This is a genomic window from Flavobacterium indicum GPTSA100-9 = DSM 17447 (assembly GCF_000455605.1).
GTDB lineage: Bacteria > Bacteroidota > Bacteroidia > Flavobacteriales > Flavobacteriaceae > Flavobacterium > Flavobacterium indicum.
Genome location: NC_017025.1, coordinates 2,359,477 through 2,385,297, shown reverse-complemented (window position 1 = coordinate 2,385,297; position 25,821 = coordinate 2,359,477). Strand labels below are relative to the sequence as shown.

Annotated in this window: 24 protein-coding genes; 14 read left to right on the top strand and 10 right to left on the bottom strand. The window is 30.5% G+C overall.

What is annotated here, in order from left to right; translation table 11 throughout:
- Positions 1 to 11 precede the first annotated feature (11 nt).
- Both KQS_RS11030 and era read left to right on the top strand, forming a co-directional pair.
- A complete protein-coding gene (locus KQS_RS11030; RefSeq protein WP_014389267.1) occupies positions 12 to 683 on the top strand; it encodes a response regulator in 672 nt (223 codons plus the stop codon).
- A 57-nt stretch (positions 684 to 740) separates the two neighbouring features.
- On the top strand, positions 741 to 1,625 hold the full coding sequence (era, locus tag KQS_RS11025; protein WP_014389266.1) for a GTPase Era: 885 nt from the start codon (positions 741 to 743) through the stop codon (positions 1,623 to 1,625).
- Positions 1,626 to 1,661: 36 nt separating this feature from the next.
- On the opposite strand, the gene KQS_RS11020 is transcribed toward era, so the two are convergent.
- Positions 1,662 to 2,165, bottom strand: coding sequence for a hypothetical protein (locus KQS_RS11020; protein ID WP_014389265.1), 504 nt, complete (start codon positions 2,163 to 2,165; stop codon positions 1,662 to 1,664).
- A gap of 95 nt (positions 2,166 to 2,260) precedes the next feature.
- Here KQS_RS11020 and der point away from each other — a divergent pair, with 95 nt between their 5' ends.
- The gene (der, locus tag KQS_RS11015; protein WP_014389264.1) at positions 2,261 to 3,571 is read left to right on the top strand and encodes a ribosome biogenesis GTPase Der; all 1,311 of its coding nucleotides are present in this window, start codon (positions 2,261 to 2,263) and stop codon (positions 3,569 to 3,571) included.
- 77 nt (positions 3,572 to 3,648) lie between these two features.
- Positions 3,649 to 6,432, top strand: a complete 2,784-nt coding sequence (locus KQS_RS11010) for an outer membrane beta-barrel protein (RefSeq protein WP_014389263.1) — start codon at positions 3,649 to 3,651, stop codon at positions 6,430 to 6,432.
- Between the two features lie 215 nt (positions 6,433 to 6,647).
- Here KQS_RS11010 and KQS_RS11005 read toward each other — a convergent pair whose 3' ends face one another.
- The 7 genes from KQS_RS11005 to KQS_RS10975 form a co-directional block, all read right to left on the bottom strand.
- Positions 6,648 to 7,568, bottom strand: coding sequence for a YfdX family protein (locus tag KQS_RS11005; protein ID WP_014389262.1), 921 nt, complete (start codon positions 7,566 to 7,568; stop codon positions 6,648 to 6,650).
- Between the two features lie 459 nt (positions 7,569 to 8,027).
- On the bottom strand, positions 8,028 to 8,843 hold the full coding sequence (locus KQS_RS11000) for a TPM domain-containing protein (RefSeq protein WP_242400763.1): 816 nt from the start codon (positions 8,841 to 8,843) through the stop codon (positions 8,028 to 8,030).
- The gene (locus tag KQS_RS10995; protein WP_014389260.1) at positions 8,824 to 9,264 is read right to left on the bottom strand and encodes a TPM domain-containing protein; all 441 of its coding nucleotides are present in this window, start codon (positions 9,262 to 9,264) and stop codon (positions 8,824 to 8,826) included. The genes KQS_RS11000 and KQS_RS10995 overlap by 20 nt, the downstream gene beginning before the upstream one ends.
- Positions 9,264 to 9,866, bottom strand: a complete 603-nt coding sequence (locus KQS_RS10990; protein ID WP_014389259.1) for a LemA family protein — start codon at positions 9,864 to 9,866, stop codon at positions 9,264 to 9,266. Before KQS_RS10990 ends, KQS_RS10995 begins: the two co-directional genes overlap by 1 nt.
- Positions 9,867 to 9,878: 12 nt before the next feature.
- Positions 9,879 to 10,175 (bottom strand): PLDc N-terminal domain-containing protein, encoded by a 297-nt coding sequence (locus KQS_RS10985; RefSeq protein ID WP_014389258.1) that lies wholly within the window; start codon positions 10,173 to 10,175, stop codon positions 9,879 to 9,881.
- The gene (locus tag KQS_RS10980; protein ID WP_014389257.1) at positions 10,176 to 10,505 is read right to left on the bottom strand and encodes a MerR family transcriptional regulator; all 330 of its coding nucleotides are present in this window, start codon (positions 10,503 to 10,505) and stop codon (positions 10,176 to 10,178) included. It lies immediately after the preceding gene.
- Between the two features lie 105 nt (positions 10,506 to 10,610).
- On the bottom strand, positions 10,611 to 11,588 hold the full coding sequence (locus tag KQS_RS10975) for a M23 family metallopeptidase (protein ID WP_014389256.1): 978 nt from the start codon (positions 11,586 to 11,588) through the stop codon (positions 10,611 to 10,613).
- Positions 11,589 to 11,821: 233 nt separating this feature from the next.
- Between KQS_RS10975 and alaS the strand changes: the two genes are divergently transcribed.
- Positions 11,822 to 14,458, top strand: a complete 2,637-nt coding sequence (gene alaS, locus KQS_RS10970) for an alanine--tRNA ligase (RefSeq protein ID WP_014389255.1) — start codon at positions 11,822 to 11,824, stop codon at positions 14,456 to 14,458.
- 54 nt (positions 14,459 to 14,512) lie between these two features.
- On the opposite strand, the gene KQS_RS10965 is transcribed toward alaS, so the two are convergent.
- Positions 14,513 to 14,890, bottom strand: coding sequence for a RidA family protein (locus tag KQS_RS10965; protein WP_014389254.1), 378 nt, complete (start codon positions 14,888 to 14,890; stop codon positions 14,513 to 14,515).
- A 3-nt stretch (positions 14,891 to 14,893) separates the two neighbouring features.
- Positions 14,894 to 16,639 (bottom strand): ABC transporter ATP-binding protein, encoded by a 1,746-nt coding sequence (locus tag KQS_RS10960; RefSeq protein WP_014389253.1) that lies wholly within the window; start codon positions 16,637 to 16,639, stop codon positions 14,894 to 14,896.
- 45 nt (positions 16,640 to 16,684) lie between these two features.
- Here KQS_RS10960 and KQS_RS10955 point away from each other — a divergent pair, with 45 nt between their 5' ends.
- From KQS_RS10955 to KQS_RS10915, 9 genes are all read left to right on the top strand, one after another.
- Positions 16,685 to 17,635, top strand: coding sequence for a GSCFA domain-containing protein (locus KQS_RS10955; RefSeq protein WP_014389252.1), 951 nt, complete (start codon positions 16,685 to 16,687; stop codon positions 17,633 to 17,635).
- A 78-nt stretch (positions 17,636 to 17,713) separates the two neighbouring features.
- The gene (locus tag KQS_RS10950) at positions 17,714 to 18,187 is read left to right on the top strand and encodes a YbjN domain-containing protein (protein WP_014389251.1); all 474 of its coding nucleotides are present in this window, start codon (positions 17,714 to 17,716) and stop codon (positions 18,185 to 18,187) included.
- Between the two features lie 2 nt (positions 18,188 to 18,189).
- A complete protein-coding gene (locus KQS_RS14435; RefSeq protein WP_014389250.1) occupies positions 18,190 to 18,552 on the top strand; it encodes a hypothetical protein in 363 nt (120 codons plus the stop codon).
- Positions 18,553 to 18,577: 25 nt separating this feature from the next.
- On the top strand, positions 18,578 to 20,386 hold the full coding sequence (locus KQS_RS10940) for an outer membrane protein assembly factor BamB family protein (protein ID WP_014389249.1): 1,809 nt from the start codon (positions 18,578 to 18,580) through the stop codon (positions 20,384 to 20,386).
- A gap of 101 nt (positions 20,387 to 20,487) precedes the next feature.
- Positions 20,488 to 21,150, top strand: a complete 663-nt coding sequence (locus tag KQS_RS10935) for a DUF4230 domain-containing protein (protein WP_014389248.1) — start codon at positions 20,488 to 20,490, stop codon at positions 21,148 to 21,150.
- Between the two features lie 169 nt (positions 21,151 to 21,319).
- Positions 21,320 to 21,496, top strand: a complete 177-nt coding sequence (locus KQS_RS14430; RefSeq protein WP_157868422.1) for a hypothetical protein — start codon at positions 21,320 to 21,322, stop codon at positions 21,494 to 21,496.
- A gap of 28 nt (positions 21,497 to 21,524) precedes the next feature.
- Positions 21,525 to 23,420 (top strand): tetratricopeptide repeat-containing sensor histidine kinase, encoded by a 1,896-nt coding sequence (locus KQS_RS10925; RefSeq protein WP_014389247.1) that lies wholly within the window; start codon positions 21,525 to 21,527, stop codon positions 23,418 to 23,420.
- Positions 23,410 to 25,176 (top strand): tetratricopeptide repeat-containing sensor histidine kinase, encoded by a 1,767-nt coding sequence (locus KQS_RS10920; RefSeq protein ID WP_014389246.1) that lies wholly within the window; start codon positions 23,410 to 23,412, stop codon positions 25,174 to 25,176. The genes KQS_RS10925 and KQS_RS10920 overlap by 11 nt, the downstream gene beginning before the upstream one ends.
- Entirely contained in the window at positions 25,166 to 25,816 is a 651-nt protein-coding gene (locus tag KQS_RS10915; RefSeq protein WP_041252087.1) for a response regulator, read from the top strand. Before KQS_RS10920 ends, KQS_RS10915 begins: the two co-directional genes overlap by 11 nt.
- Positions 25,817 to 25,821 lie beyond the last annotated feature (5 nt).

The window sequence follows — 25,821 nt, the reverse complement described above, 5'->3', positions numbered from 1 at the left end:
ACGGTTTATATATGACTTCAAATTACAACATTTTAATAGTAGATGACCATCCAATGACAGTTGATGGTTATCAGAGTTTATTGACTTTGAATAAAGTAGTCGATAACCCCGTTTTTAGAAAGACCTTTAATTGTGAGGAAGCTTTTAAAATGTTGCATATGCTAAAAAAGTCTAATGAGGATTTAAATTTTGCAATTGTAGATTATAACTTACCGCCTTATGAAAAAGAGAAAATAATGGATGGGTCAGGTGTAGCGAAATTAATCAGGCAGTTGTTTCCTAATTGTAAATTAGCAATGTTAACTATGCATAAGGAAACGCTTTTAATTAATAATGTGTTTAAAACGATTAATCCCGAGTGCTTTATTTCTAAAAATGATATTAATTTTAACACATTTCCTAAAATAATGAAAAGTGTTATTGAAGGAGATATTTATAAAAGTCCCACAATTGTTCAGGTAATTCAAGATTATTTAAAATCTAATTTATCTTTAGATGAATTTGATATTAAAATAATAATGTGTTTGGCAGAAGGTAAAAAAACAAAAGACCTTCCTAATTATATTGATTTGTCTTTAAGTGCTATTGAAAAAAGAAAAGCATTTTTGAAAAGAGAATTAACTGGTAATAAAGCTAGCGATGAAGCTTTGATTCAGACGGCAAAGAATTTAAAATTAATTTAGTTTTTTTAGAAAAGATTTAATGATTTTCATTCCTTACCTTTGCAAAAAATAAATTTTATGTCACACAAAGCAGGTTTTGTAAATATAATTGGTAACCCAAATGTTGGAAAGTCAACGTTAATGAATGCCATGGTAGGCGAACGTTTGTCTATTATTACAAGTAAAGCACAAACTACACGTCACCGAATTTTTGGAATTGTAAACGAGGAGGATTATCAAATTGTATTTTCAGATACACCAGGAATCATCAAACCGGCTTATGAGTTGCAATCTTCGATGATGGATTTTGTAAAAACAGCCTTTACTGATGCTGACATATTAATTTATATGGTTGAAGTAGGCGAAAAGGAATTAAAAGATGAGGCTTTTTTTACTAAAATAATTCATGCAAAAGTTCCAGTTTTATTGCTTTTAAATAAAATTGATAAATCCAACCAAGAATTATTAGAAGAACAAGTGCAATTATGGAAAGAAAAAGTTCCTAATGCTGAAATTTATCCTATTTCTGCTTTGGAAAATTTTAATGTAGAAACGGTTTACAATAGAATTAAAGAGTTACTTCCCGAATCGCCACCTTTTTATCCTAAAGATCAATTAACTGATAAAACGGAGCGTTTTTTTGTGAATGAAACGATACGAGAAAAAATCCTTTTGAATTACGATAAAGAAATTCCCTATTCATGTGAAGTGGAAACAGAAGAGTTTAAAGAAGAAGAGAACATTATCCGAATTAAATCGGTTATTATGGTAGAGCGTGAAACACAAAAAGGAATCATTATTGGACATAAAGGAGCGGCTTTGAAAAAAGTGGGAATGCAAGCAAGGGAAGATTTAGAGCAGTTTTTTGCCAAAAAAATTCATATAGAACTTTTTGTGAAAATAAATAAAGATTGGCGAAATAGTGCCTATCAATTGAAACGATTTGGATACAATCAGAAATAAAAAAATCCCGATTAGTACTTTCTAATCGGGATTTTTTTATTGAATTATTTTATTGAATTCTGCTTCTAATTCCTCCATTTGACTATACCCATTTTCTCTTGTTTGCCGTCCAATAAAGTACAAAAGAATCCAACAAAATAGCATTAATCCCATAACGATAAAATCTGTAGTCATTGGTCTTTTTAAGGTGTAATTGCTAAAGGCAAACATGGCAAAGGTTAAAAAAGTGCCTGCTAAAATAAAATGTAAAAAAATAAAGAAGGTCCATAATGTTTGTGCAGGTCCAAATAACCCTCGTATATGTGTGCCAGAATGTTCAGCGCCTTCTAAATCCTCTAATTCAACAGTTAAATGGGGAGACCAATACCTGTGTTTTTCTCCCGAAACAGTAAATTGAATATGATTGTCTCTAATTTTCATTAAATAATCTGTAGACATTATTTTTTTATAAGCCACAAATTTATCTCTAATGCGTTCTTTGTTTTCAGGAACATCTTTATAAAATCGTAAACGAAGTCGAATGTCATTTTGTGCTTCCATAAAACTTTCTTTTTAAAATACTTAGCACAATATAGTAAAAAAATTGATAATACAATATTAAATAGTACCTTTGCAAATTATTTGAAGAAAAGTTTATGAATAATATTGTTGCCATAGTAGGAAGACCAAATGTGGGTAAATCCACTTTTTTTAATCGATTAATTAAACGTAGAGATGCCATAGTGGATTCTGTGAGTGGTGTAACTCGTGATAGAAATTATGGAAAAAGTGAATGGAATGGAAAAGAGTTTTCGGTTATTGATACGGGTGGTTACATTAAAGGCTCGGATGATATTTTTGAAGGAGAAATTCGTAAACAAGTCGAATTAGCCATTGATGAAGCAGATGCTATTTTATTTATGGTTGATGTGGAAGAAGGTATTACACCAATGGATGAAGAGGTCGCTAAATTACTACGTAAGGTTACTAAACCAGTAATTTTAGTAGTTAATAAAGTGGACAGCGCTAAGCGTACAAATGATGCCCTTGAATTTTATAATTTAGGATTAGGTGAATATTTTGCCATTGGTGGTATGAATGGTAGTGGAACGGGTGATTTACTTGATAAATTAGTGGAAGTATTACCTGAATTGCCTGAAGTAGAAGAGGAAGAAAATCCTTTACCTCGTTTTGCAGTTGTAGGAAGACCAAATGCGGGAAAATCATCTATTATCAATGCCTTAATTGGTGAAGATCGTTTTGTTGTAACGGATATTGCGGGTACAACTCGTGATGCCATTGATACCAAATACAACCGTTTTGGATTTGAATTTAACTTAGTGGATACAGCAGGAATAAGACGTAAAGCTAAAGTAAAAGAAGATTTAGAGTTTTATTCAGTTATGCGTTCAGTTCGTGCTATAGAACATGCGGATGTGTGTATTTTGGTTATTGATGCTACTCGTGGATTTGAAAGTCAAGATCAAAATATTTTTTGGTTAGCCGAAAAAAATAGAAAAGGTATTGTAATCTTAGTAAATAAATGGGATTTAATTGAAAAAGATACCATGACGGCAAGAGATTATGAACGTAAAATTAGAGAAGAAATTGCTCCTTTTACAGATGTGCCCATTTTATTTGTATCAGCTAAAGAAAAACAACGCTTATTAAAAGCATTAGAAGCAGCTGTTGAGGTTTTTGAAAATAGAAAACAACGGGTAGCTACTTCTAAATTCAACGAATTAATGCTCCCTATTATTGAAGCTTATCCACCACCAGCTTTAAAAGGTAAGTACATCAAAATTAAATATTGTATGCAATTACCAACACCAACACCTCAGTTTGTGTTTTTTGCTAATTTGCCTCAATACGTTAAAGATCCTTACAAACGATTTATTGAGAATAAATTGAGAGAGCATTACAATTTTAGTGGCGTACCAATTGATATTTATTTTAGACAAAAATAAAAATTAACATTTTGTACAATAAATTTTATAAAAAGTAGTTTTAATATTGCATTGAAATTACTTTTTTTATTTACACTATGTCTAAAAATTTTTTATTCGCTCTTATTTTATTAAGTTCATTTTTTTCCTTTTCTCAAAATCAATATACTTTTAAAGGTAAATTGGTTAGTAAAACAACAAATGTTCCTTTAGAATCAGCAACCATTTATTTAACTCGTGAAAAAGATTCTGCTGTATTAGAATATACAATTTCTAATAAAAAAGGAGAATTCGAGTTAAAAGTAGCACCTCAAAATTCGGCTACAACCTTGAAAATATCCTATATTAAATTAGAAACTTTTAAAAAGCGATTTGAAACAATTGATTCCAATATTGATTTAGGTTCCATTGAATTAGCAGAACAAGACGCACAAATTGAAGAAGTTGTGGTGAATGTGGAAGCACCACCAATCCGTATTAAAAAAGATACTTTAGAATTTAATGCCGCCTCTTTTAAATTAAGACCCGACGCTAATGTGGAATCATTATTGAAACAATTACCAGGTGTTGAAATTGATGCTGATGGTAAAATTACAGTGAATGGAAAAGAAGTCAACCAAATTTTAGTGAATGGTAAACCATTTTTTGATAAAGATGGTAAAGTAGCCTTGCAAAACTTGCCTTCCACCATGATTAATAAAGTCCAAGTTACGGATACAAAAACCAAAAAAGAAGAAAAAACCGGAACGAATGCTGCATCTAATAATGCCAGTATTAATTTAACCATTGACGAAAAAAAGAATAAAGGTTTCTTTGGAAAAGCAATGGGCGGATATGGTACGGATAAAAGGTATGAATCCAGTGGAATTATCAATTATTTTAAAAACAAAACAAAAGTAAGTGTATTAGCTTCTGCAAATAATATTAATTCAGTTGGGTTTTCAATGGATGAAGTATTTGATAATATGGGGGGCGGGAGAAACGGTTCCAAACTTTGGGTAAATAACGATGGGAGTTATTGGTATAATGGTCAAAATTTTGGCTCAAGTAATGGAATTACCGAGTCGAATTTAATTGGGGCTAATTATTCCGATGAATACTTTAAAAAAGTAGATTTTTCTAGTAGCTTTTTCCATTCGGGTACTAATAATAAAAATTCAAATAAAACAAATAGAACCAATTTATTACCTACGGGGACATTTACAACCAATTCCAATTCGGATACTGAAACCGATACCAAATACAATAATTTCGATTTCACTGCCGATGTAAAAATTGATTCTACTTTTTCAATCGTTTTTGAACCTAAAATAAGTCAAAACGACAGAAAGAATTATAGCGATTCTAAAAGTGCTTCTTATGAAAATGGAACGCTGTTAAATGATTTTACATCCAAAAATTATACTGAATCCACCAATAAAGCCTTTCAAAATACAACAACTTTAACTAAAACTTTTAGAAAAAAGGGGAGAAGTGTTTCGTTAGTTTTAGACAATGAAAATAATTCAAACGAAGATCGTTCAAAAATTAATTCTCAAACCAATTTTTATCAATCGACCGATCCTTCAGATATTCGAGATCAAATTAGCAAATCCAAAACTAAATTCGATAATTATATTGCAACTTTTGAATATTTAGAACCTATTACAGACTCGTTGAATGTGAAATTAGGAACACAATTCAATCATTCATATAACCAAAATGTCAATGAGACATACGATTTTGATGCTACAACTAATGCCTACTCAGCTCAAAATGATTTGTTAACGGCAGCCTATCAATCGAAAACCAATGAGTTGTACACTTATGCAGGTGTAAGTATGAATAAATCGAAATATAATTTCAATATTGAATTAGGTACCACTTCTATTAACAACGTCAATAATTCAGATTATTTAGGAATTGCCACTCGATTAGACAAAAATTTTATGCTCCCTAAAGCAAATTTTTATGGAAGTTATAAGTTTAGTAAATCAAAAAATATTTGGTTTAATTATTATTTGAATTATAATGTGCCAAGTGCTACACAACTATTACCTATTGAAAACTTATCCAATCCATTAAATACCATTATTGGGAATGCCGATTTAAATATCAATAAAACACATTCGGCTTATTTATCTTATCGCGATTATGATTATGCTACGCGTTCGGGTTACGGATTTTGGTCGGGTATTAATTATAACGAATCGGAAGTTACTTCTATTTCAGTATTTGATCAAAATAGAAAACGAAATACCACTTATGTTAATGTTAGTGGAACCAATAACGCTTGGTTTGGAATTTATTGGAATAAATCGATCAAAAAAGAAAAAATGAATTATAGATATGAATTGCGTTTAAATAATAATTTTAGTTATGATAAAGGCTTTGTAAATGGTGATATGTTTACGAGTTCTACTTATTCAATTGGACCAAATGCCCGATTTACATATGAATGGACGGATAAAATAACGATTTCTCCATCTTATAATTTTAATAAGCAGTTTGTAAATTATAATAATTATACCCTTGATAAAACCAATTTTTACACACATAAATTAAATGTACAAATAACCACTTTTTGGCCAAAAAAATGGACCTTTGGTAATGATTTTGGATACAATTATAATTCAAACTTAGGTTCTGGATTCAAGAAAGATTTCTATTTATGGAATACCAGTTTGGCGTATTCGTTTTATAAAGATAAATTCTTAGCAAAAGTAAAAGTATATGATTTATTGAATCAAAATCAAAGTAATCGAAGAACGGTTTCAGAAACAGCTATAACTGATGAAGAAAACGTGGTTTTAAAACGTTATGTCATGTTCTCTATAACCTATAAAATTCATATGTTTGACAGTAAAGAGAAAAAAGAAGGTAGACGTTTTATGATGATGTAATAAAAAAGGGTTTTCGAAAGAAAACCCTTTTTGTTTCTATTTTTAATTTTTATTTAGTTCTAGATGTAATGCCTAATAACGGATGACTTGATAAACTCCACCTGATGAAATTTGTTCTTTCATCAAGTTTTGTGTTTTAGTTTATTCTAGATTATTCAACTTACAGGAATAGATTAAACCCATTTGAAAGCAAATAAACAATATGTCCAAAAAAATTAATGACACATCTTTTTGTAATCTGCTATCATTCTTAAATAAGGAGTAATTTGAATTTCAGAATCTAAATTATTTAACAATATGTTTTTTTCATCATTTTTGATTGTTTTGTTACTCTTGATCTCTTTCTTTCTTGTTTTTTCTAGTTCTTCAATATCGAAATAGTTCGAATCAAAGTTCCAAATATTTTTTTCAATTACATTTTGTTTTACAAATTCAGGGCAGTTTTTGAAAACTTCAATTAAACCTCCTGACCATTTGTTAAGTAACTTTGTCTTGCTAAAAATATCAGTAAAATTATAATCCATGACATTTATAGCAAAATTATCTTTAGGATTATTCAAATAAATCATAGTTGCAACTTTTTCAAAATGCCCAGATGGATTACCGTTTGCTCCTTCTGTTTCTTCATATATGTCATAGGAGAAAACATTGATGATATCTTGTGAATAGAATGGTAACCAGGCTTTCTTTTTCAAATCTTTTATCGTTCCGTCTAAATTTACAGTTGCTAAATCCATAAGTTTGTAATGACCGAAATTAACCCCGTCTTCAATAATTTTTACTTCAATGATTTCATCACTAGTTAGATTGATTTCTTTTTGATCTAGTTCTTTTTTAAAACTAAATGATTTGTCTGATAAATTCAAAGCATCAATGGGATTCGATGAAAATGCATTTTTAAAATTGAAACTTAAAGCTTTATTTTGGATGAAACCATAAATGTATCCAATTTCTTTGGTGCCATTTCGATGTGTAATTTCAGCTTTGGTATATTTTGCGGAAAAATCAACTTTTAAAAATAATAAATTAATTTCATTTAATTTTCTAGAGCCTATTATTTGAGAGTTAATAAGTGTTGGAAAAAGTAATAGGATAAAAAAAATTTTTTTTTCTAACTTTTCATTAAATAGAATCATTTTTGTTTGGATATAAATGTGTTAAAACTTGTTTACTTTTTTGTATATAAAATATATAGGAAAACATAAGATTATGAAAGAACACTTACGTCTAATGAACAAATATATAAAAATTGTATGAAAAAAATATTTTATTTTTTGATAGTGTAAGATATACAATTAATTTAGTTATTAGTTCTAAAAAAATATAAGTAATTTATTATTTATTTTGTATAATTTCATTAGAATATTCATGCCAATTTGGTGTGAAATCATTTCGGTAAAAATACAGCATTGGTATAGTATTAATAATAAATGAATACATGCTGTAGAAGAAAAATAAAATCCATGACAAAAGTAATAAATTCCGTAGCGTAATAACGAATTATATAATCACACCAATAAAAAAGGCTTCCATTTTTGGAAACCTTTTTAAATTTATACAGTAAAGGGATGTTGCCATCAAGTGTAAAAGAAAGATTACCAACTTCCACCAGCGCCACCTCCAGAGAAGCCTCCGCCGCCAAAGCCTCCGCCAAAGCCACCTGATGAAGAACCTCCACCAAAGCCGCCACTGCCAAATCCGCCGCCACGACCCATTCGGCTCAAGATAATAATATCTCCTAAATCAGGTCCGCCTCCAAAACCACCGCTGTTTCCATTCCCTTTGTTTTTTGATGATATGACAATAAAAATGATAATGAAAATAATGATTAAAAGGATGGGTAAAATTCCAGGACCGTTTTCTTTTCGTTCTCCTTTGTATTTACCTTTTAAAATTTGAAAAATCGCATCCGTTCCTTTGTCCAAACCTCTGTAATAACTTCCGGCTTTAAATTCTGGAATTATAATGTTTCTGATGATTTCTCCATTAATTCCGGCTGTTAATTTTTCTTCTACACCATAACCGGGTGCAATCCAAATTTTTCTATCTTTTTTAGAAAGTAAAATTAAAAGTCCATTGTCTTCTTTTTCCTGACCAATACCCCATTCGTGACCCCATTTGGGAGCTAAAATTCCAATATCTTCACCTTTTAAGTCTTCAATAGAAATAAAAACCATTTGGGTTGAAGTACTATCTGAATAATTAATTAGCTTTTGTTCTAGTTGTTTGGCTTCAGTAGCACTTAAAACTTTCGCATAATCATATACAGAAGTTTGAAAACTAGGTTTTTCTGGTATGGTAAATTGGCCAAAAGAAAGTATCGTAGAAAATAAAAATAAAAATTGAACTAAAGAAAAGTTCCATTTTAAACGTGATACAAATACTTCCATGTTATTTTCTAGATATTTCATTTGACAATTCATTCGTATCTGTTTCGGCATCATAGGGGAAGTGTTTTTTTAATCGTTCACCAGCACGTAATATGCCTTCTACTAAACCTTGTTTAAATTTTCCTCTTTTAAACTGAGAAATAACCACATCTTTAGTACAATCCCAAAAATCATCTTCAACTACATTATGAATACCTTCATCTCCAATTATAGCAAAGCTTCTGGTTTGCATACAAATGTAAAACAAGACTCCATTTTTAAATTGAGTGGCGTCCATGCCCAATTCATAAAAAACCTCCTGAGCTCTTTCGAGTGGAGGTTTTGAATTGTTTTCTTCAATATGTACACGGATTTCCCCTGAAGTGTTTTGTTCAGCTTTAACTATAGCTTCAACAATTTCTTGTTCTTCTGTTTTGGTTAAAAAATCCTCTGTTTTTGACATTACTTTTTCTCTTTATCAAAATCAAAATTCACTTCAACTGGTTTTTCAGCGCCAGCTACTGCATCAAAATATGGTTTCTCTTTGTAGTTACCTAAAAACACTGAATTAGGGAATACTAAAATATAGTTGTTGTATTTTTGAACCGATTCATTAAAACGAGTACGAGCCGTTAAAATTTGGTTTTCTGTACTGGCTAATTCATCTTGTAATTTTAAGAAATTTTGATTTGCTTTTAAATCAGGATATTGTTCTACTGTAACTAATAATCTAGATAGCGAACTGTTTAAGTTACCTTGTGCTTGGTTAAATTGCGCCAATTGTTCTGGAGTAATATTGGTTGGATCAATTTTTACCGAAGTCGCTTCAGAACGTGCTTTAATAACCGCTTCTAATGTTGATTTTTCAAAATCGGCTGATCCTTGAACAGTTTTTACTAAATTTCCAATTAAGTCATTTCTTCTTTGGTACGTAGTTTCTACGTTACCCCATTCTTTACTTACTTCTTGATTCACTCTTACAGCCCCATTTTTAATGCTGATGTACCAAAAGAATAAAATCGCTAATAAACCTAAAATAATAGCAATCGGTAAATACTTTCTCATAATTCTGTTGTTTTAATTTTTTATATTTGTTTGTTTTAAAATTCGTTTTCTTCCACTTATTATATAGACTATTGCGGTAATGAACCAAAAGAAGACAAAGCCTATTGTCCACATAAACCTTTCGGTACTATCAATAGTTTTGGATTCATTTATTTCAAGCAAGCAGGATACAATAAAAGTGATTAAAGCTAGAATGCCTAAGGTCATAAACACACCTGAAAATTCTAATTTCTGCAACTTTAATAGCGCACCAGTTAAAGAAAGTGCAAATGTTAACCAAAAGCTGGTTTTTACAATATCAAATTTCATTTATAACTCTTTCTTTAAATCTAATAATTGCCTTTTTACTCCTTCAAGTTTAGCAATAATTTCAAATTTATCTAAACTCTTCTTTTTGTTTTCTTTCAAATGTACTTTGGCACCTTCTAGTGTAAACCCACGCTCTTTCACGAGGTGATAAATTAATTGCAAGGTTTTCACATCATCAGGTCTAAACATACGATCGCCCTTTGCATTCTTTTTCGGATTGATTTCATCAAATTCTTTATCCCAAAATCGAATTAAAGAAGCATTGACGTCAAAAGCTTTTGCTAATTCGCCTATACTGTAATATCTTTTTTCTGGTAAATTCAATTGCATGTTCTGCCTTATCTATTTGTTATTATTAGTCTTGTTATTTTTTTAAATGTTACATTTTTTTAATTTCAAAATGTATAAAACAGAGTTGTCTGTACAGTCTTAAAATTAATCCAACGACTGATTTTCTTGATTTGCTAATTTAGCTAACAATACATATTCTTTAGCCGAAATGGAACCGTAGTAAAAGTTCAATGGATTCACTACTTCGCCATTTTTATGCACTTCATAATGCAAATGAGGCGCTTCACTTCTGCCGGTACTGCCTACATAACCAATGATATCTCCACGTTTTACACGTTGGCCTGCTCTAACTTTATATTTACTCAAATGGGCATATAAGGTCATGTATCCGTATCCATGGGTAATTTCAATATGATTGCCGTAACCGGATAAGGAAGCGTCAGCTTTTCGAACTATACCATCACCTGTTGCATAAATAGGTGTACCCGTTTTGGCCGAAAAATCCATGCCTTTATGGAACTTCCTAATTTTGGTAAATGGATCACTTCGGTATCCAAATCCAGAGGCCATTTGTCGCAAATCTTCGTTTTTAACCGGTTGAATGGCCGGAATGGCAGCTAATAATTTTTCCTTTTGCTTCGCTAATTTGGTAATATCATCTAGTGAGTTCGATTGAATAGCTAAAGCCTTCATAATTTCATCTACTTTTTTAGAGGAATTAATAATTAAATCACTATTGTTAAATCCTTCTAAGTCTTTATACCGATTCACGCCGCCCAAACCCGCTCTGCGTTCTTCTTCATTTATGGGAGAACTGTTAAAATACACCCGATACAAATTGTTGTCTCGGTCTTCAATAGCCGTCAAAGCTTCGTCCATTAATTGTACTTTATTGGTCAATAATTTGTAATTCAATTTCATGGTTTCTAGCTCCCTAGCTTGTAATTTTGATTTAGGAGTCTCAAAGAACGAAGTATTAGCGAGTATAAAAAAACACAAAAATCCAAACAAGGCAGCTGATAACAAAAACAATAACGCCATACCTAATTTTTTTCTCTTTTTAGGGATAATTCTTTTGAACGCTAATTTTTCTGAATCGTAATAATATTTTACCTTCGCCATTGCTAAAAATTACTATTTTTGTGCTCGTTATCACAAAGTAACAATAATTATACGGATAAACTAAAAAAATGTTTCAAATTAGGAGCAGATATTTAGTGGTTTCCTCACAAGTCGTCCTGCTGTCCGCTCTACATGGTGCCGCTTCCATCAGGGCTATACTTGACGTAAAGTAGTTCAATCACATAAAGCTAGAATGAATTTTTCAAGCTAGTAAACAAATAAATGAAGTAAACATGAAGTCACAAGACATTCGTAAAGCGTATTTAGATTTTTTTAAAAGTAAGGACCACTTAATTGTTCCTTCTGCACCAATTGTTTTAAAAGACGATCCAACCCTAATGTTTAATAACTCGGGGATGGCGCAGTTCAAAGAATTTTTCTTAGGAAACGGAACACCAAAAAGTCCACGTATCGCCGACACACAAAAATGTCTTCGTGTTTCAGGAAAGCATAATGATTTAGAAGATGTAGGTTTTGATACGTACCACCACACCATGTTTGAAATGTTAGGAAACTGGTCGTTTGGCGATTATTTCAAAAAAGAAGCCTTGGCTTGGGCTTGGGAATTTTTAACGGAAGTATTGAAGTTAGACAAAGACCGTTTGTATGTTTCGGTTTTTGAAGGAAATCCAGCAGAGAACGTTCCGTTTGACCAAGAGGCATTTGATATTTGGAAGCAATACGTTTCAGAAGACCGTATTATCTTAGGTAATAAAAAAGACAACTTCTGGGAAATGGGCGACCAAGGTCCGTGTGGTCCATGTTCGGAAATTCATATCGATTTAAGAACTGACGCTGAAAGAAATGCTGTTTCAGGAAGAGAATTAGTGAATGCTGATCATCCGCAGGTTGTGGAAATTTGGAACAACGTATTTATGGAATTCAACCGTAAAGCTGATGGTTCATTAGAAAAATTACCTGCCCAACACGTGGATACGGGTATGGGATTTGAGCGTTTGTGTATGGCCATGCAAAATGTAACTTCGAATTATGATACCGATGTTTTCACGCCACTAATTGCTAAAGTTTCAGCAATTACAGGATTAAAATACACCAATAACGAAGTTAAAGATATTTCAGAAGAGCAAAATAAAATCAACATTGCCATTCGTGTAATTGTAGACCACGTGCGTGCGGTGGCGTTTGCTATTGCCGACGGTCAGTTGCCTTCGAATACAGGTGCGGGTTATGTAATTCGTCGTATTTTACGTCGTGCCATTCGTTATGGATTTACATTTTTAGGAACCAAAGAACCTTTTATCAATCAATTAGTTGAGGTATTGGCGAATCAAATGGGTGAATTTTTCCCTGAGATTAAATCGCAACAACAATTGGTTACGAATGTAATTCGCGAAGAAGAAGCGTCTTTCTTAAGAACTTTGGAGCAAGGTTTACAATTATTAGATAAAGTAGTTGCTGAAACATCAGGAAAAGAAGTTTCGGGTGAAAAAGTATTCGAATTGTACGATACTTTTGGTTTCCCCAAAGACTTAACGGCTTTGATTTTAAAAGAAAAAGGCTATTCATTTAATGAAACTGAATTTGAAAAAGAATTAGAAAAACAAAAAGCACGTTCTCGTGCGGCTTCAGAAGTAACGACTGATGACTGGAAAGTTCTAATTGATGGAAACGTGGAAATATTCGTGGGTTATGACCAAACGGAAAACAACGTTAAAATCACTAGAATTCGAAAAGTAGATTCTAAAAAAGATGGGGTTTTATTCCAAATTGTATTAGATGCAACTCCTTTTTATCCAGAAGGTGGTGGACAAGTAGGTGATAAAGGAACCTTAGTTTCGGCAAACGAAACCATCGAAATTATCGATACGAAAAAAGAAAACAACTTAATTCTTCACTTCGCTAAACAACTTCCTGAGAATGTGGAAGCTGGATTTGTAGCAAAAGTAAATACCGATTTAAGAACTTCGACTTCTAAAAATCACTCGGCTACGCATTTAATGCATTTGGCTTTGAGAAGTATTTTAGGAACACACGTAGAACAAAAAGGTTCATTAGTAAATCCGAATTATTTACGTTTCGATTTTTCTCATTTCTCTAAAGTTACTGATGAAGAATTGCGTCAAGTGGAAGCTCGTGTGAATCAACAAATTGAAGCACAGTTACAATTACAAGAGTACAGAAATATTCCAATCCAAGAAGCTTTAGACAAAGGAGCAATGGCTTTATTTGGAGAAAAATATGGTGATACGGTTCGTATGATTGAATTCGGCGACAGCAAAGAGCTTTGTGGTGGAATTCACGTGAAAAATACCGCGGATATTTGGCATTTCAAAATCATTTCTGAAGGAGCTGTTGCAGCAGGAATTCGACGTATTGAAGCGATTACGGGTGATGCTGTTAAAGCGTTCTATAAAAATCAAGAAAACACGTTAGCGGAAATTAAAGAAGTATTGAAAAACCCTCAAGATGTTATAAAATCAGTAGCTTCATTACAAGAGGATAATGCGAAATTGAAAAAACAAATTGAGCAATTAATAAAAGAAAAGGCAAAAAACCTTAAAGGGGAATTGGCTTCTCAAATACAAACTATTAATGGTGTTGATTTCTTAGCTGTTCAAGTGGATTTAGATGCTAATGGAGCAAAAGATTTAGCGTATGAATTAGGTCAAAATAAAGACAATTTATTCTTGGTTTTAGCAACCGTGAATGATGAAAAACCTATGTTGACTTGTTATGTGTCAAAAGAATTAGTTGAAGCTAAAGGCTTAAATGCAGGTCAAGTTGTGCGCGAACTTGGAAAATACATTCAAGGTGGCGGTGGTGGTCAAGCCTTTTTTGCAACTGCTGGAGGTAAAAATTCAGCAGGCGTGAAAGAAGCATTGGAAAAAGCTGTTGATTTTGTGAAGTAAATTTTCAAAATATATAATTTCAATCCTGACAAGTTTTAACCTGTCAGGATTTTTTTATTGCTTATTTAATACAGCAATTGCCTCTATTTCAATTAACCATTCACGATTTCCTAAAACGGGAACACCCACTAGAGTACTAGCAGGGAAGTCGGAATCTCCTAAAAAAGAAGCACGTACTTTTCTAAATATTGGTAAATCAATTTCTGGATTGAAATTTACAATGTACGTATTCATTTTAACCACATCTTTAAATGTTGCCTGACATTGGTGAAGTAATGCTTCTAAATTTTTAAAAGTTGTTATACTTTGTTCTTCTAAGTTGCTACCCGTACCTATTTGACCCGAAATATAAAGGGTAGTGGTTTCCGTTGTTTCAACTTTAACAACTTGCGAAAATCCGGCATTTGGACCGATGTATTCCTTTTTTAACATAACTTATTTTCGTTCTCCAATTTGTTGTCTCCACATGGCATAATACAAGCCTTTGCTGTCTACTAAATCTTGGTGTTTACCTTGCTCTATAATGTTTCCTTTTTCTAATACAAAGATTTTATCGGCATGCATGATAGTGGATAATCGATGCGCAATTAAAACGGTAATGCGTTCTTGATTGGAAATGGATTTAATGGTTTCATTGATCGCTTCTTCAGTAATGGAATCTAACGCTGAAGTGGCTTCGTCAAATATCAATAAATTCGGGTGTCTTAAAATTGCCCTTGCAATAGAAAGGCGTTGTTTTTCACCGCCTGAAACTTTAATTCCACCTTCTCCAATTGTAGTATCTAATCCGTTTTCGGCACGTTTTAATAAATTTTGACAACTGGCTTGCTCCAAGGCGTGAAGCAACTCTTCGTCAGTGGCATTGGGTTTTACAAACAATAAATTTTCTTTAATTGTTCCCGAAAATAATTGTGCATCTTGAGTAACAAAGCCTAATTGCTTTCTTAATTCAATTAAATCGACTTCTTTTTCATCTACATCGTTATAAGAAATGGTACCGTCGATGGGTTTATAAAGTCCAACAAGTAATTTTACTAAGGTGGTTTTGCCAGATCCAGACGGTCCAACAAATGCAACCGTTTCACCTTTTTTAATATCAAACGAAATATGTTCAACCGCTTTAAAATTAGCAGATTGGTGTTGGAAACTTACATTGTTGAAACTTAATTTTTCAATGGTTCCAATCTTAGTTGGATTAGACGGTTTGTATTCCGATTCTTTTTCAAGTAAATTTTTAAAATTGTCTAAGGAAACTTTCGTTTCATTTTTCACAATGATAAATTGACTCATTTCTTGTAAAGGATTGAAAATAAAGAAAGTAAAAAACGTCATTGTTAATAAATCACCGACTACAATTTTACCTTGAAATACAAAATAATACAAAGTGAAAACTACTAAAGTTCGCATGAAATGTACGGTTGTCCCTTGGATGAAGCTTAAACTTCGGATGTAACGAATTTTTTGAAGCTCTAGTTTGAGTATCTTTAGTGTATTAAGATTTAATCGGTTTTCTTCTTGATGGGTTAAGCCTAAACTTTTAACCAATTCAATATTGCGTAAACTTTCAGTAGTGGCACCTGCTAATGCATTGGTTTGTCTTACAATTGTTTTGGAAACTTCTTTTATTTTTTTACCTAAATACGAACTTACTAAGCCAATTATTGGAGCCGTAACTATAAAAATGAGTGCAATTTTAACATCGATACGAGCAATATAAATGAAAACAAAAATGAAACCAACAACCGTTTGAAATACGAGTGAAATAGAGAGGTTGATTAATTTTTCAGAATCAATTCTAACTTTTTGTAACTTATTTAATGTTTCCCCACTGCGTTGGTCCTCAAATTGGGCAAAAGGTAAATCTAATGATTTTTTTATACCATCAGTATACATAGCCGCACCTGTTCGTTGAATGACAATATTGGTAAAATAATCTTGAAAATTTTTAGTAATTCTTGAAATCATGGCAATTAAAACAGAGAGACTAAGCCAAAATCCAACAGATTTAATAAAACCAATTTCATTTCCTTTGTATTTGGCTATTCCCACTCCACAATCTTGCATTAATTTACCGGTAATAACTGAATCGCTTAAACTAAAACAAATGTTTAAAGCGGCCATGAATAGAGCAACGGCTAATAATTTATAATGTTTTTTAAGATAAATGTATAATAGGTTCATTTAGAATATTATTAGTATTTTTGAATTCGATTTTAAATTTTAAATATGCAATTTTCAACCAAAATTCCCCTTAATGATATAAATTTTACCATCGATTATAATTCGAAGATTTTATTATTAGGTTCTTGTTTTTCGGAGAATATTGGAAACAAATTTAAGTATTTTAAATTTCAAACTGAAATTAATCCCTTTGGAATCATTTTTAATGTGGTTTCTTTAGAAAAGTTACTGAACAGAGTTGTACATAAATTATATTTTACTGAAAAGGATCTTTTTTATCATAATGATTTATGGCATTGTTTTGAGGTACATTCTGAACTTTCACATCCAAATAAAGAAATCTTTCTTGAACAACTTAATGAAAAAATTAGCACTACACATCACGCTATTCTTGAACTTACACATTGTTTTATAACACTTGGGACTTCGTGGGTTTATGAAAATAGAACTACCAACAATGTGGTTGCTAATTGTCATAAGGTTCCACAAAAGCAATTCAAAAAAGTGCTGCTTTCATCCGAGCAAAATGGTGTAAGTTTAAAAAAAATTGTAGCGTTAATTTCATCTATTAATCCTAAGGTAAATTTTATATTTACCGTTTCTCCTGTTCGTCATATAAAAGATGGTTTTTTTGAGAACAATGTGAGTAAAGGAAATCTGTTTTCGGCATTGCATCAATCCTTCAATTTTAATGAAACAAAGGTTGTTTATTTTCCTTCGTACGAAATAGTAATGGATGAATTGAGAGATTATCGTTTTTATGAAAAAGACATGTTGCATCCTAATCAATTGGCTATTGATTATGTTTGGGAACGATTTTCAGAGTGTTGTTTTTCAACTGCAACTTGCCAATTTATGAAGGAAATAGATGCTATTCAAAAAAGTTTATCGCATCGACCACTGAATCCAACTACAGAAGCACACCAGTTGTTTTTGGATAAAATAACTGTCAAAATAGAAAAGATTAAAACCAAACTTTCTCATCTACAGTTTTAAAATACGACATTTTACGTATTTCAAAATCTTACTTATAGTTACAACTTTGTCTTGTTAACTAAAACTATAATTAAGATTATGAGAACGATTAAATTAACCCTTGTTTTTATTGCTTTTTTACTTACTTCATTTGTGTCTCATGCACAGAAATTAGTAACAGCCAACGAAGTAACACCTCAATTTTTAAAAGAGACATTTGATAATGCTTACATTGAAGTGTTGGAAGTAAAAGATACGTATATTAAAGTAAAAGATACGTATACTATTTTTCTTGATATTGATGCTAAAAAACGATTTGTTACCCTTTCTGGAACTTACAACATTAAGGCAGGAGCTAATAAAACAGATGTGATGAATTTGGTGAATAAAATCAATTCTGAAGTTGCCTTAATAAAAGTATATTATTCAGAATCTTCAAATACAATTACCTATTACTACTATTTCTGGACAGAAGGTGGATTTACACAAAAATCATTGATAGGGTCTTTAAAATTATATAAAGAAGCTTTGAATTTAAGTTTGGATAAGGATACAGGCATGTTAATCCAATAAGTATGAAAAAGTTAATCTGTATTTCCATTTTTTTCATTCTTTCTAGTATTTCATATGCTCAAAAACCCGTAGTAACAGATGAAGATGTAGCTATTGAATTAGTTACTAAAGAAATGGATGAAGTGTTTCAATCTGAAGATTTTCTAAAAAAGAAAAATAAAAAGTATGCTGATATTAAAGGTAAAATGGTTGTTGATATTGGGGTAATTCAAAGTGGTAAAGTAGCTACTTTTTTTAAAGTAGAAAGTGATGTTACAAATATCGATTTTATCAATTTCATGTCGGAATACATTCTTACTCATAAATTTAAATTCAAGTTACAGAAAAAACAACGATTTAAAATTAGATATACTATTACATTTTAAACCTAAACGAATAAAAATATTAATTATGAAAAAAATGACTTCAATGGTAATGTTGTCTTTAAGTTTGTTAACGACATTACCGGCAACAGCACAATTTGGGAAATTATTAGATAAAGTAAAAGGAGGTGGCGGTCAAAAAAAATCTGGCAGTTTTGCCACAGTTTGGGAGTCAGAATTTGATAATAAAGCTTCCCGATTAGCATTGACAGATGGTTCTGGAAAATATATCATTGGAACTGATGATAATTCAGCTACTGTTTTAAATGCAGAAGGTAAATTAATTTGGAGTGGTGATTTTAAAAAAATTACAACTAATGGTACTAATAAATGTGAATACCAATATACCATTTGGAAAGATGATGGAGGATATTTATTTTTATTTGATGAAAGAAAAATGGGTACCGATAGAGTAGCTGTAATTGATATTGCAACAGGTAAGGAATTATGGAATTCTGAGTTGTATCAAAATTTAATTCCAAAAGGGACAAAATCCGAAGATGGTGCTGATGAAGGCGAACTTGAAACAGTAAAGTACATTAGAGAATTAGATGCTTTTTTAATTTCGCAAAAAGCTTCTGTAATTTTGGTAAAAGCTAATACGGGTGAAAAAGTATGGGAAACCAATCGTTTTAAAGGAGGAGTCGGTAAGTACATCTATGATGCTTCAAGAAACGAAATTGTAATGATTAATTTCAAACCAACAGCTTTAGGTGCATTATTTGCTGGATTTAAAAATCAATTGGTTAAATTGAATGCAAAAAATGGAGAAATACTTTGGGAAAATACTTTTATGGGAACTATTGAAAAAGAACTAGTTACTCGAAGAGCCATTGTTGATATGTGGATTAAAGGCGATAAAATATACATGTATTTAAATGGTTTGCAAGTATATAATATCAATAATGGAACAAAATTATGGGAGTCTATCTATGAAAATGATATGGACGGCGGAGGCTTCTTTGCTGGGACAAGAGAAAAAAAATATTATAGAACAATAGCAGATCCCGTTTTTACGGATGATGCTGTATATATAGTAATTTTTGCCAATAGAGATAGAGCAAAATATGTTGAAAAACACGATATAAACTCGGGTAAATTACTTTGGACGTCAGAAAAAATTACCGGTGCTTTCAGTATGCCAAATCTATATCGTGCAGGCGGAAAAATACTACTGCAAATTGGTGGAAAAGTTCAAGTGCAAGAGTACAGATGGGAAACAAAAAGTAGTCCGTATGGAGGTTCTTATAAAGAACGTGTTCCTTATATTTATTGGGATTATAAAGCGCAAAAAAATGGTGTGTTAGCTATAGATGATGTAACCGGACAAACTTCTTGGAGATCTGAGAAATTTGACAAACGTATAACTGATCTAATTATTGAAGGTCAACAATCTGTTTTTGTTGGTGATGGTGACCAGTTTTATGGATACGATATTGCTTCAGGAAAACAATTGTTTGATGTAAAACACAACGATGCAGGTGTGGGAAGAGCAACCGATGTAATTGATTTTGGAGATAAAGTGGTAGTACTTTCAGAGAAAGGTTTGGCTGCTTACAATAAAAAAGATGGGTCAAGAGCCTATAATACGGATAAAATTAAAGGTGTAGATTTCTTCTATGAAATTGGAGGTAATTATTATTTAAGAGACCAAAGAGGAGGGAAAAATATCATATATGGAATTGACATGACTACTGGTGAAACTAAAGGTTCTGTTCAATCGAAAGGAAAGGGTGGAAGTCCTCAATATGGTAGCGGTATTGATATTACAACTGACGGAGAATTTATTTTCGCATTCAAAGGAAAAAAAGTTGAAAAAATTAAAGTGAATAATTAATTATTCAAGCAATTAGTTTGATTGTAGGGTTGCAATTTATTGCAACCCTTTTTTATTTTGTACCTAAAGAATTACTATCTTCGTTTTAGAAAATAAAAAATATGTCTTTACTTAATAATTTACAACGGTTGTTTCTTCAAAACAAATTAGTTTCTTGGTTAATTCAAGGCTTTTTAATTTTTGTTGTTGGCTTTTTTATTTATAAATTTTTTATAAAAAATGATGAAAACACAACTACAATTGAATATGATACGGCTTTAATACAACAACAAATAAAAAATGTTGGAAAATTAGTAGTTACTGAAGGACATTTTTCTGAAGTGATGACTTATAAAGATCATAAAAAATATCTTGGCGATTGGTTGTCGTTTGAAAAAAAAGCGATTGTAGTAATTAATGCTGATGTTACCGTTGGCTTTGATTTAAGTCAAGTGAAATTTGAGGTGGATTCTATTCATAAAATCTTAAAAATATCGAATCTCCCAAAAGAAGAAATAAAAATTAGTCCGGATTATAAATACTATAATATTGATGAAAGTACGTTCAATGAGTTTGAAGGACAAGATTATAATAAAATTAATAAAATTGCTCGAGCCAATTTGACTAAAAAAATTAATGCTTCTTCATTGAAAACAGATGCTAAGAAAAGATTGAAAGAAGAGTTGTATAAATTGTATTCTTTTGTTGAAATATTAAAATGGAAAGTCGAAATTGAGGGAGAAACCATCAATACTAAACAAGATTTTCAGAAATTTTTAAATTAAATACGTATTTTATCGTATTGTTTTATGAACACTATTAATTCAATTTTGTAATTGAGTTAATAGTTTTTTTATGCAATTTGTTTTTATCATATTATTTGTAATTTTAATTTTCACCTCTATTTATTTGTTCATTAATAACATTAGAATCAAAAGGATTCATGAACGCAAAATGAATAAGTTGAAAAAAGTCATCCGCTCTTTGCATGAAAAACAAAGATTGTTAAACGATAAAGTAATAATTAATACTGATTTTAATGCCAGTTATACTAAAGATATGAAAGCATTAGGAGATGAAGTTGTAGAATTACAACGTGTATTCTTAGAATTAATTTCCGAAAAAAAATAGTATATTTAGCAATCATTCAAAATAGAAAATGCAAAAACACACACTTCTACTTGTATTCCTATTACTCGTTACAAATAGTTGGTCTCAGGATTTGAAAAAAATCTTAATTAAGGCCTATACTTCTTCGGATTCTTCAGATTATTATTTTCAAGTAGCAAAAAAAATAATTAAAACACCAGCAGACGAAGGGGAATTTTATTTTTGTAAAAATGCCCGTCATGTGGATTATGGTTCTTCAGATAGTGCCGTTTATTATGGGAAAATAGCAATAGATAAGCTAAAAAAAGTAAATAATTTCAATAGCCTATTTACGGTTTATAATAATCTTTCAAAGGTTTATAACAAAAGAGGTAAATACGATGAAGCTATTAAAATAGTGTTTGAAGGATTACGATTGGCTGAACATGAAAAAAAAGAGAATTGGATTGCTTTTTTCAATAATACATTGTCGCTTAATTATCATGATTTTGAAAATTATCAACTAGGTGTTTTGCATGGAAAAAAAGCATTAAAATATCATTTAGGGAAAAAAAATCCAGACATTGCTTCTTTGTATTCAACACTAAATGCCATTGCCATTAATTACGATGATTGGAATAAGCCTAATGAAGCGTTACATTACCATAAAATGGTGTTTAATTATATCAAGGGAAAAGATACATTGACAATTTCTAGTACTTATAACAATATTGGGAATACTTTATTAAAACAAAAGAAATATGTTGAAGCAGAAAAATGGATAAATAGAGCAGTTAAAATTGTTGAATACAATGCACGAGAAAGTAAAGACGAAAGTTATTATTATGAACAAGCTACACACTATACTAATTTAGCCACTATTGCTTCTGAATTAAATGAAATTGAAAGAGCTGAAAAATTATTTAAACAGGCTGAATTTTTTTCAAGAAAATCCAATAATGCAGAAAAATTAAGAGACTACTATTTTCAAAAATTACAATTTAGTAAAAAAAGAAATAATCTTTCAGAAACTATTAAAGATCAAGATAATTATATCAAGTTAAGAGATTCGGTTTATAAAATTGAATCGGCTCAAGCCATAGCAGAAGTTGAAGCCAAGTATGAAAATGAAAAAAAAGCCAAAGCATTGTTATTGGCTAAAAATAAATTAATTGAAGAAGAAATAGCACATGGGCAAAAAACAATCTTATTGTATGGAATATCCTTGTTTGCTTTATTTAGTATAATTATTGGGTTTTTAATTTACAGACAACAAAAATTAAAAAACACTCAACAAAAACAAGAATTTGAATTAAAAAATGCCATAGCAGAAATTGAATTACAAAATAAATTGCATGAACAGCGTTTGGCTATTTCTAGAGATTTGCATGATAATATTGGGGCACAATTAACTTTTATTATTTCTTCAATTGATAATTTAAAATTTGGATTTCCAAATTTAGAACAAAGAATATCAAGCCGATTAAGTGTGATTAGCAATTTTACTCAAATGACAATTGTAGAGCTAAGAGACACAATATGGGCTATGAATGTAAATCAAATTTCATTTTCAAATTTAAGTTCTAGAATTTATAATTTTATTGAGAAAGCAAAATCGGTTAAAGAAAATATTCAGTTTTCATTTATTATTCCAGAACATTTAATTCAAAAAAAATTTTCATCTTTGGTTGGTATCAATTTGTATAGAACTATTCAGGAAGGGATTAATAATGCTATTAAATATGCAAATGCCGATGAAATTGCAGTGGAAGTAAAAGAATTTAAGGATTTCATTTCCATTGAAATTAAAGACAACGGAATAGGATTTAATTTAGATCAAGTAGAGTTGGGCAACGGCTTAATAAATATGCAAAAAAGAATAGAAGAAATAGGAGGAAATTATAGTTTGCATTCAACATTAGGGAATGGAACAACAATACAAATTCATTTGAAAAATGAAGAATAAATGGTTATTTATACTTTTATTTGTACTTTGGAAAAATAACACTTTTTCTCAAAGTGTTGCATTTATTGATTCCATTTATAAACTGCCTTTTGCTACAAAACAAAAGGAAAAAAACACGCTTATTCCAATTTTACTTCAAAATGCCAAAAAATGTAAAGAAAAAAATCTCAATTTACGTGAGGCTTTGTGTTATAGTGATTTAAGCTGGTGTTATTATTTTAATGGAAATTTTGATGAAAACATAAAATACAGTTTACAAGCAATTAAGTTATTTGAAAAACTAAAGCATACCGAGTTTTTAGCTAGAGAATACGGAGAATTAGGTTTTAGAATGAGTAAAAGACATCCTGTAAAAGGCTTGTATTACATGCAAAAAGGAATGAAAATTTCGAAAAGTAATCATCATATTCAACCTTTGTTATCTATATATAACAACTACGGTACATTAAAGAAAAATGAAAAACAAATTGACAGTGCCTTGTTATATTTTAAAAAATGTTTGCAATTAAAACAACAAATTAAAGACAAAGCTGGTATTCCTTATAGCTTAAATAATATAGCTGAAATTAAAATTGAACAAAGAAAATTTAAAGAAGCAAAAGAATTAATTCACCAGGCATTTAAACTGAGGTTAGAATTGAATGATTATTATGGTATAAGTGATAGTTATGCCTATTTTGGCGATTTGTATCTAGCAGAAGGAAAATACGAATTGGCTATAAAAAATTTTAAATCTTCGGTTGCCATTGCAGATAAATACGGTTTCAATAATTTACAAAGACATGGTTATTTAATGCTTTCTCAATGTTTTGAGAAATTGAATAATTCTACTGAAGCATTTTTAAATTATAAAAAGCATATTCAATTTAAAGACAGTATTTTAAATAAAGAAAGTAATGATAAAATTGCAGAATTAGAAGTAAAATTTGAAACAAAAGAAAAAGAAAAATTATTACTTGAAAAAGAAATTGAAGTTCAAGACTCTAGAATGAAACTAATTGTTTCTTTTAGTTTGATTGGATTGGTTTTACTACTAGCATTTTTTATTTATCGTCAACAAAAATTAAAATTAAAACAACAACAACAAGAGTTTGAACTCAAAAATGCTATTGCTGAAATTGAAACTCAAAATAAATTGCACGAACAGCGTTTGGCTATTTCAAGAGATTTACATGATAATATTGGTGCACAATTGACCTTTATAATTTCATCGGTTGATAATTTAAAATTTGGTTTTCCATCGATAGAACAAAAAGTACAAAATCGTTTGCTTGCGATAAGTGATTTTACAAAAATGACCATCGTAGAATTGCGAGACACTGTTTGGGCAATGAATGCTAATGAATTTTCATTTGAAGATTTGAGAGGTCGTATTTATAATTTTATTGACAAAGCCAAATCTACAAAAGAAGAAATTCAATTTAAATTCTCAATGGAAGAGAGTACAAAACAATTTAAGTTTTCTTCCTTAGTAGGAATTAATATTTATAGAACCATTCAAGAAGCTATTAATAATGCTGTTAAATATGCGCATTGTTCGGAAATTTCAGTTGACGTTAAAACAACAGAATCAAAATTAAAAATTCAAATTAAGGACAATGGAATAGGATTTAATCTTGATGAAATTGAACTAGGAAATGGATTGCATAATATGAAAAAACGTATTGAAGATATTGGTGGAGCATTGCAAATTAACTCGGCAGAAAATAGAGGAACAGAAATTTTAATAATTTTAAAAATAGAAGATTATGATTAAAATTGCCATAGTTGATGATAACACTTTTTTACAGAAAGCCATTCAGGATAAATTGTCTTTTTTTGATGCTATAGAAGTAAAATTTAAAGCGGTTGAAGGGTTAGATTTATTAGCAAAATTAGATAAAAATCATAATGTTGATTTAATTTTAATGGATATTGATATGCCAAAAATGAATGGTATTGAAGCAACAGAAAAAGTAAAAGCAAAATATCCGCAGATCAAAATTATTATGTTGACCGTAATTGATAATGATGAAAATATTTTTAAGTCAATTAAAGCTGGTGCAGATGGCTATTTTTTAAAAGAAGTCAATCCTCAAGAATTATACAATGGTATTATAGAAACCTTAAACGGTGGAGCTGCTATGACTCCGTCAATTGCTTTAAAAACGCTTAAATTATTAAGAGAACCAGTTTCTTTTGAAAGTCAAGAACCTTGTGAAAATATCCAATTATCAACAAGAGAAATAGAAGTGCTAGAGCAATTAAGTAAGGGGTTAAAATACAATGCAATAGCTGATAATTTATTCTTATCTGTTGGAACCATTAGAAAACATGTAGAAAATATTTATACGAAACTTCAAGTTCATAACAAACTAGAAGCCATTCAAAAAGCTAAAAATAATAAACTAATCTAAATACG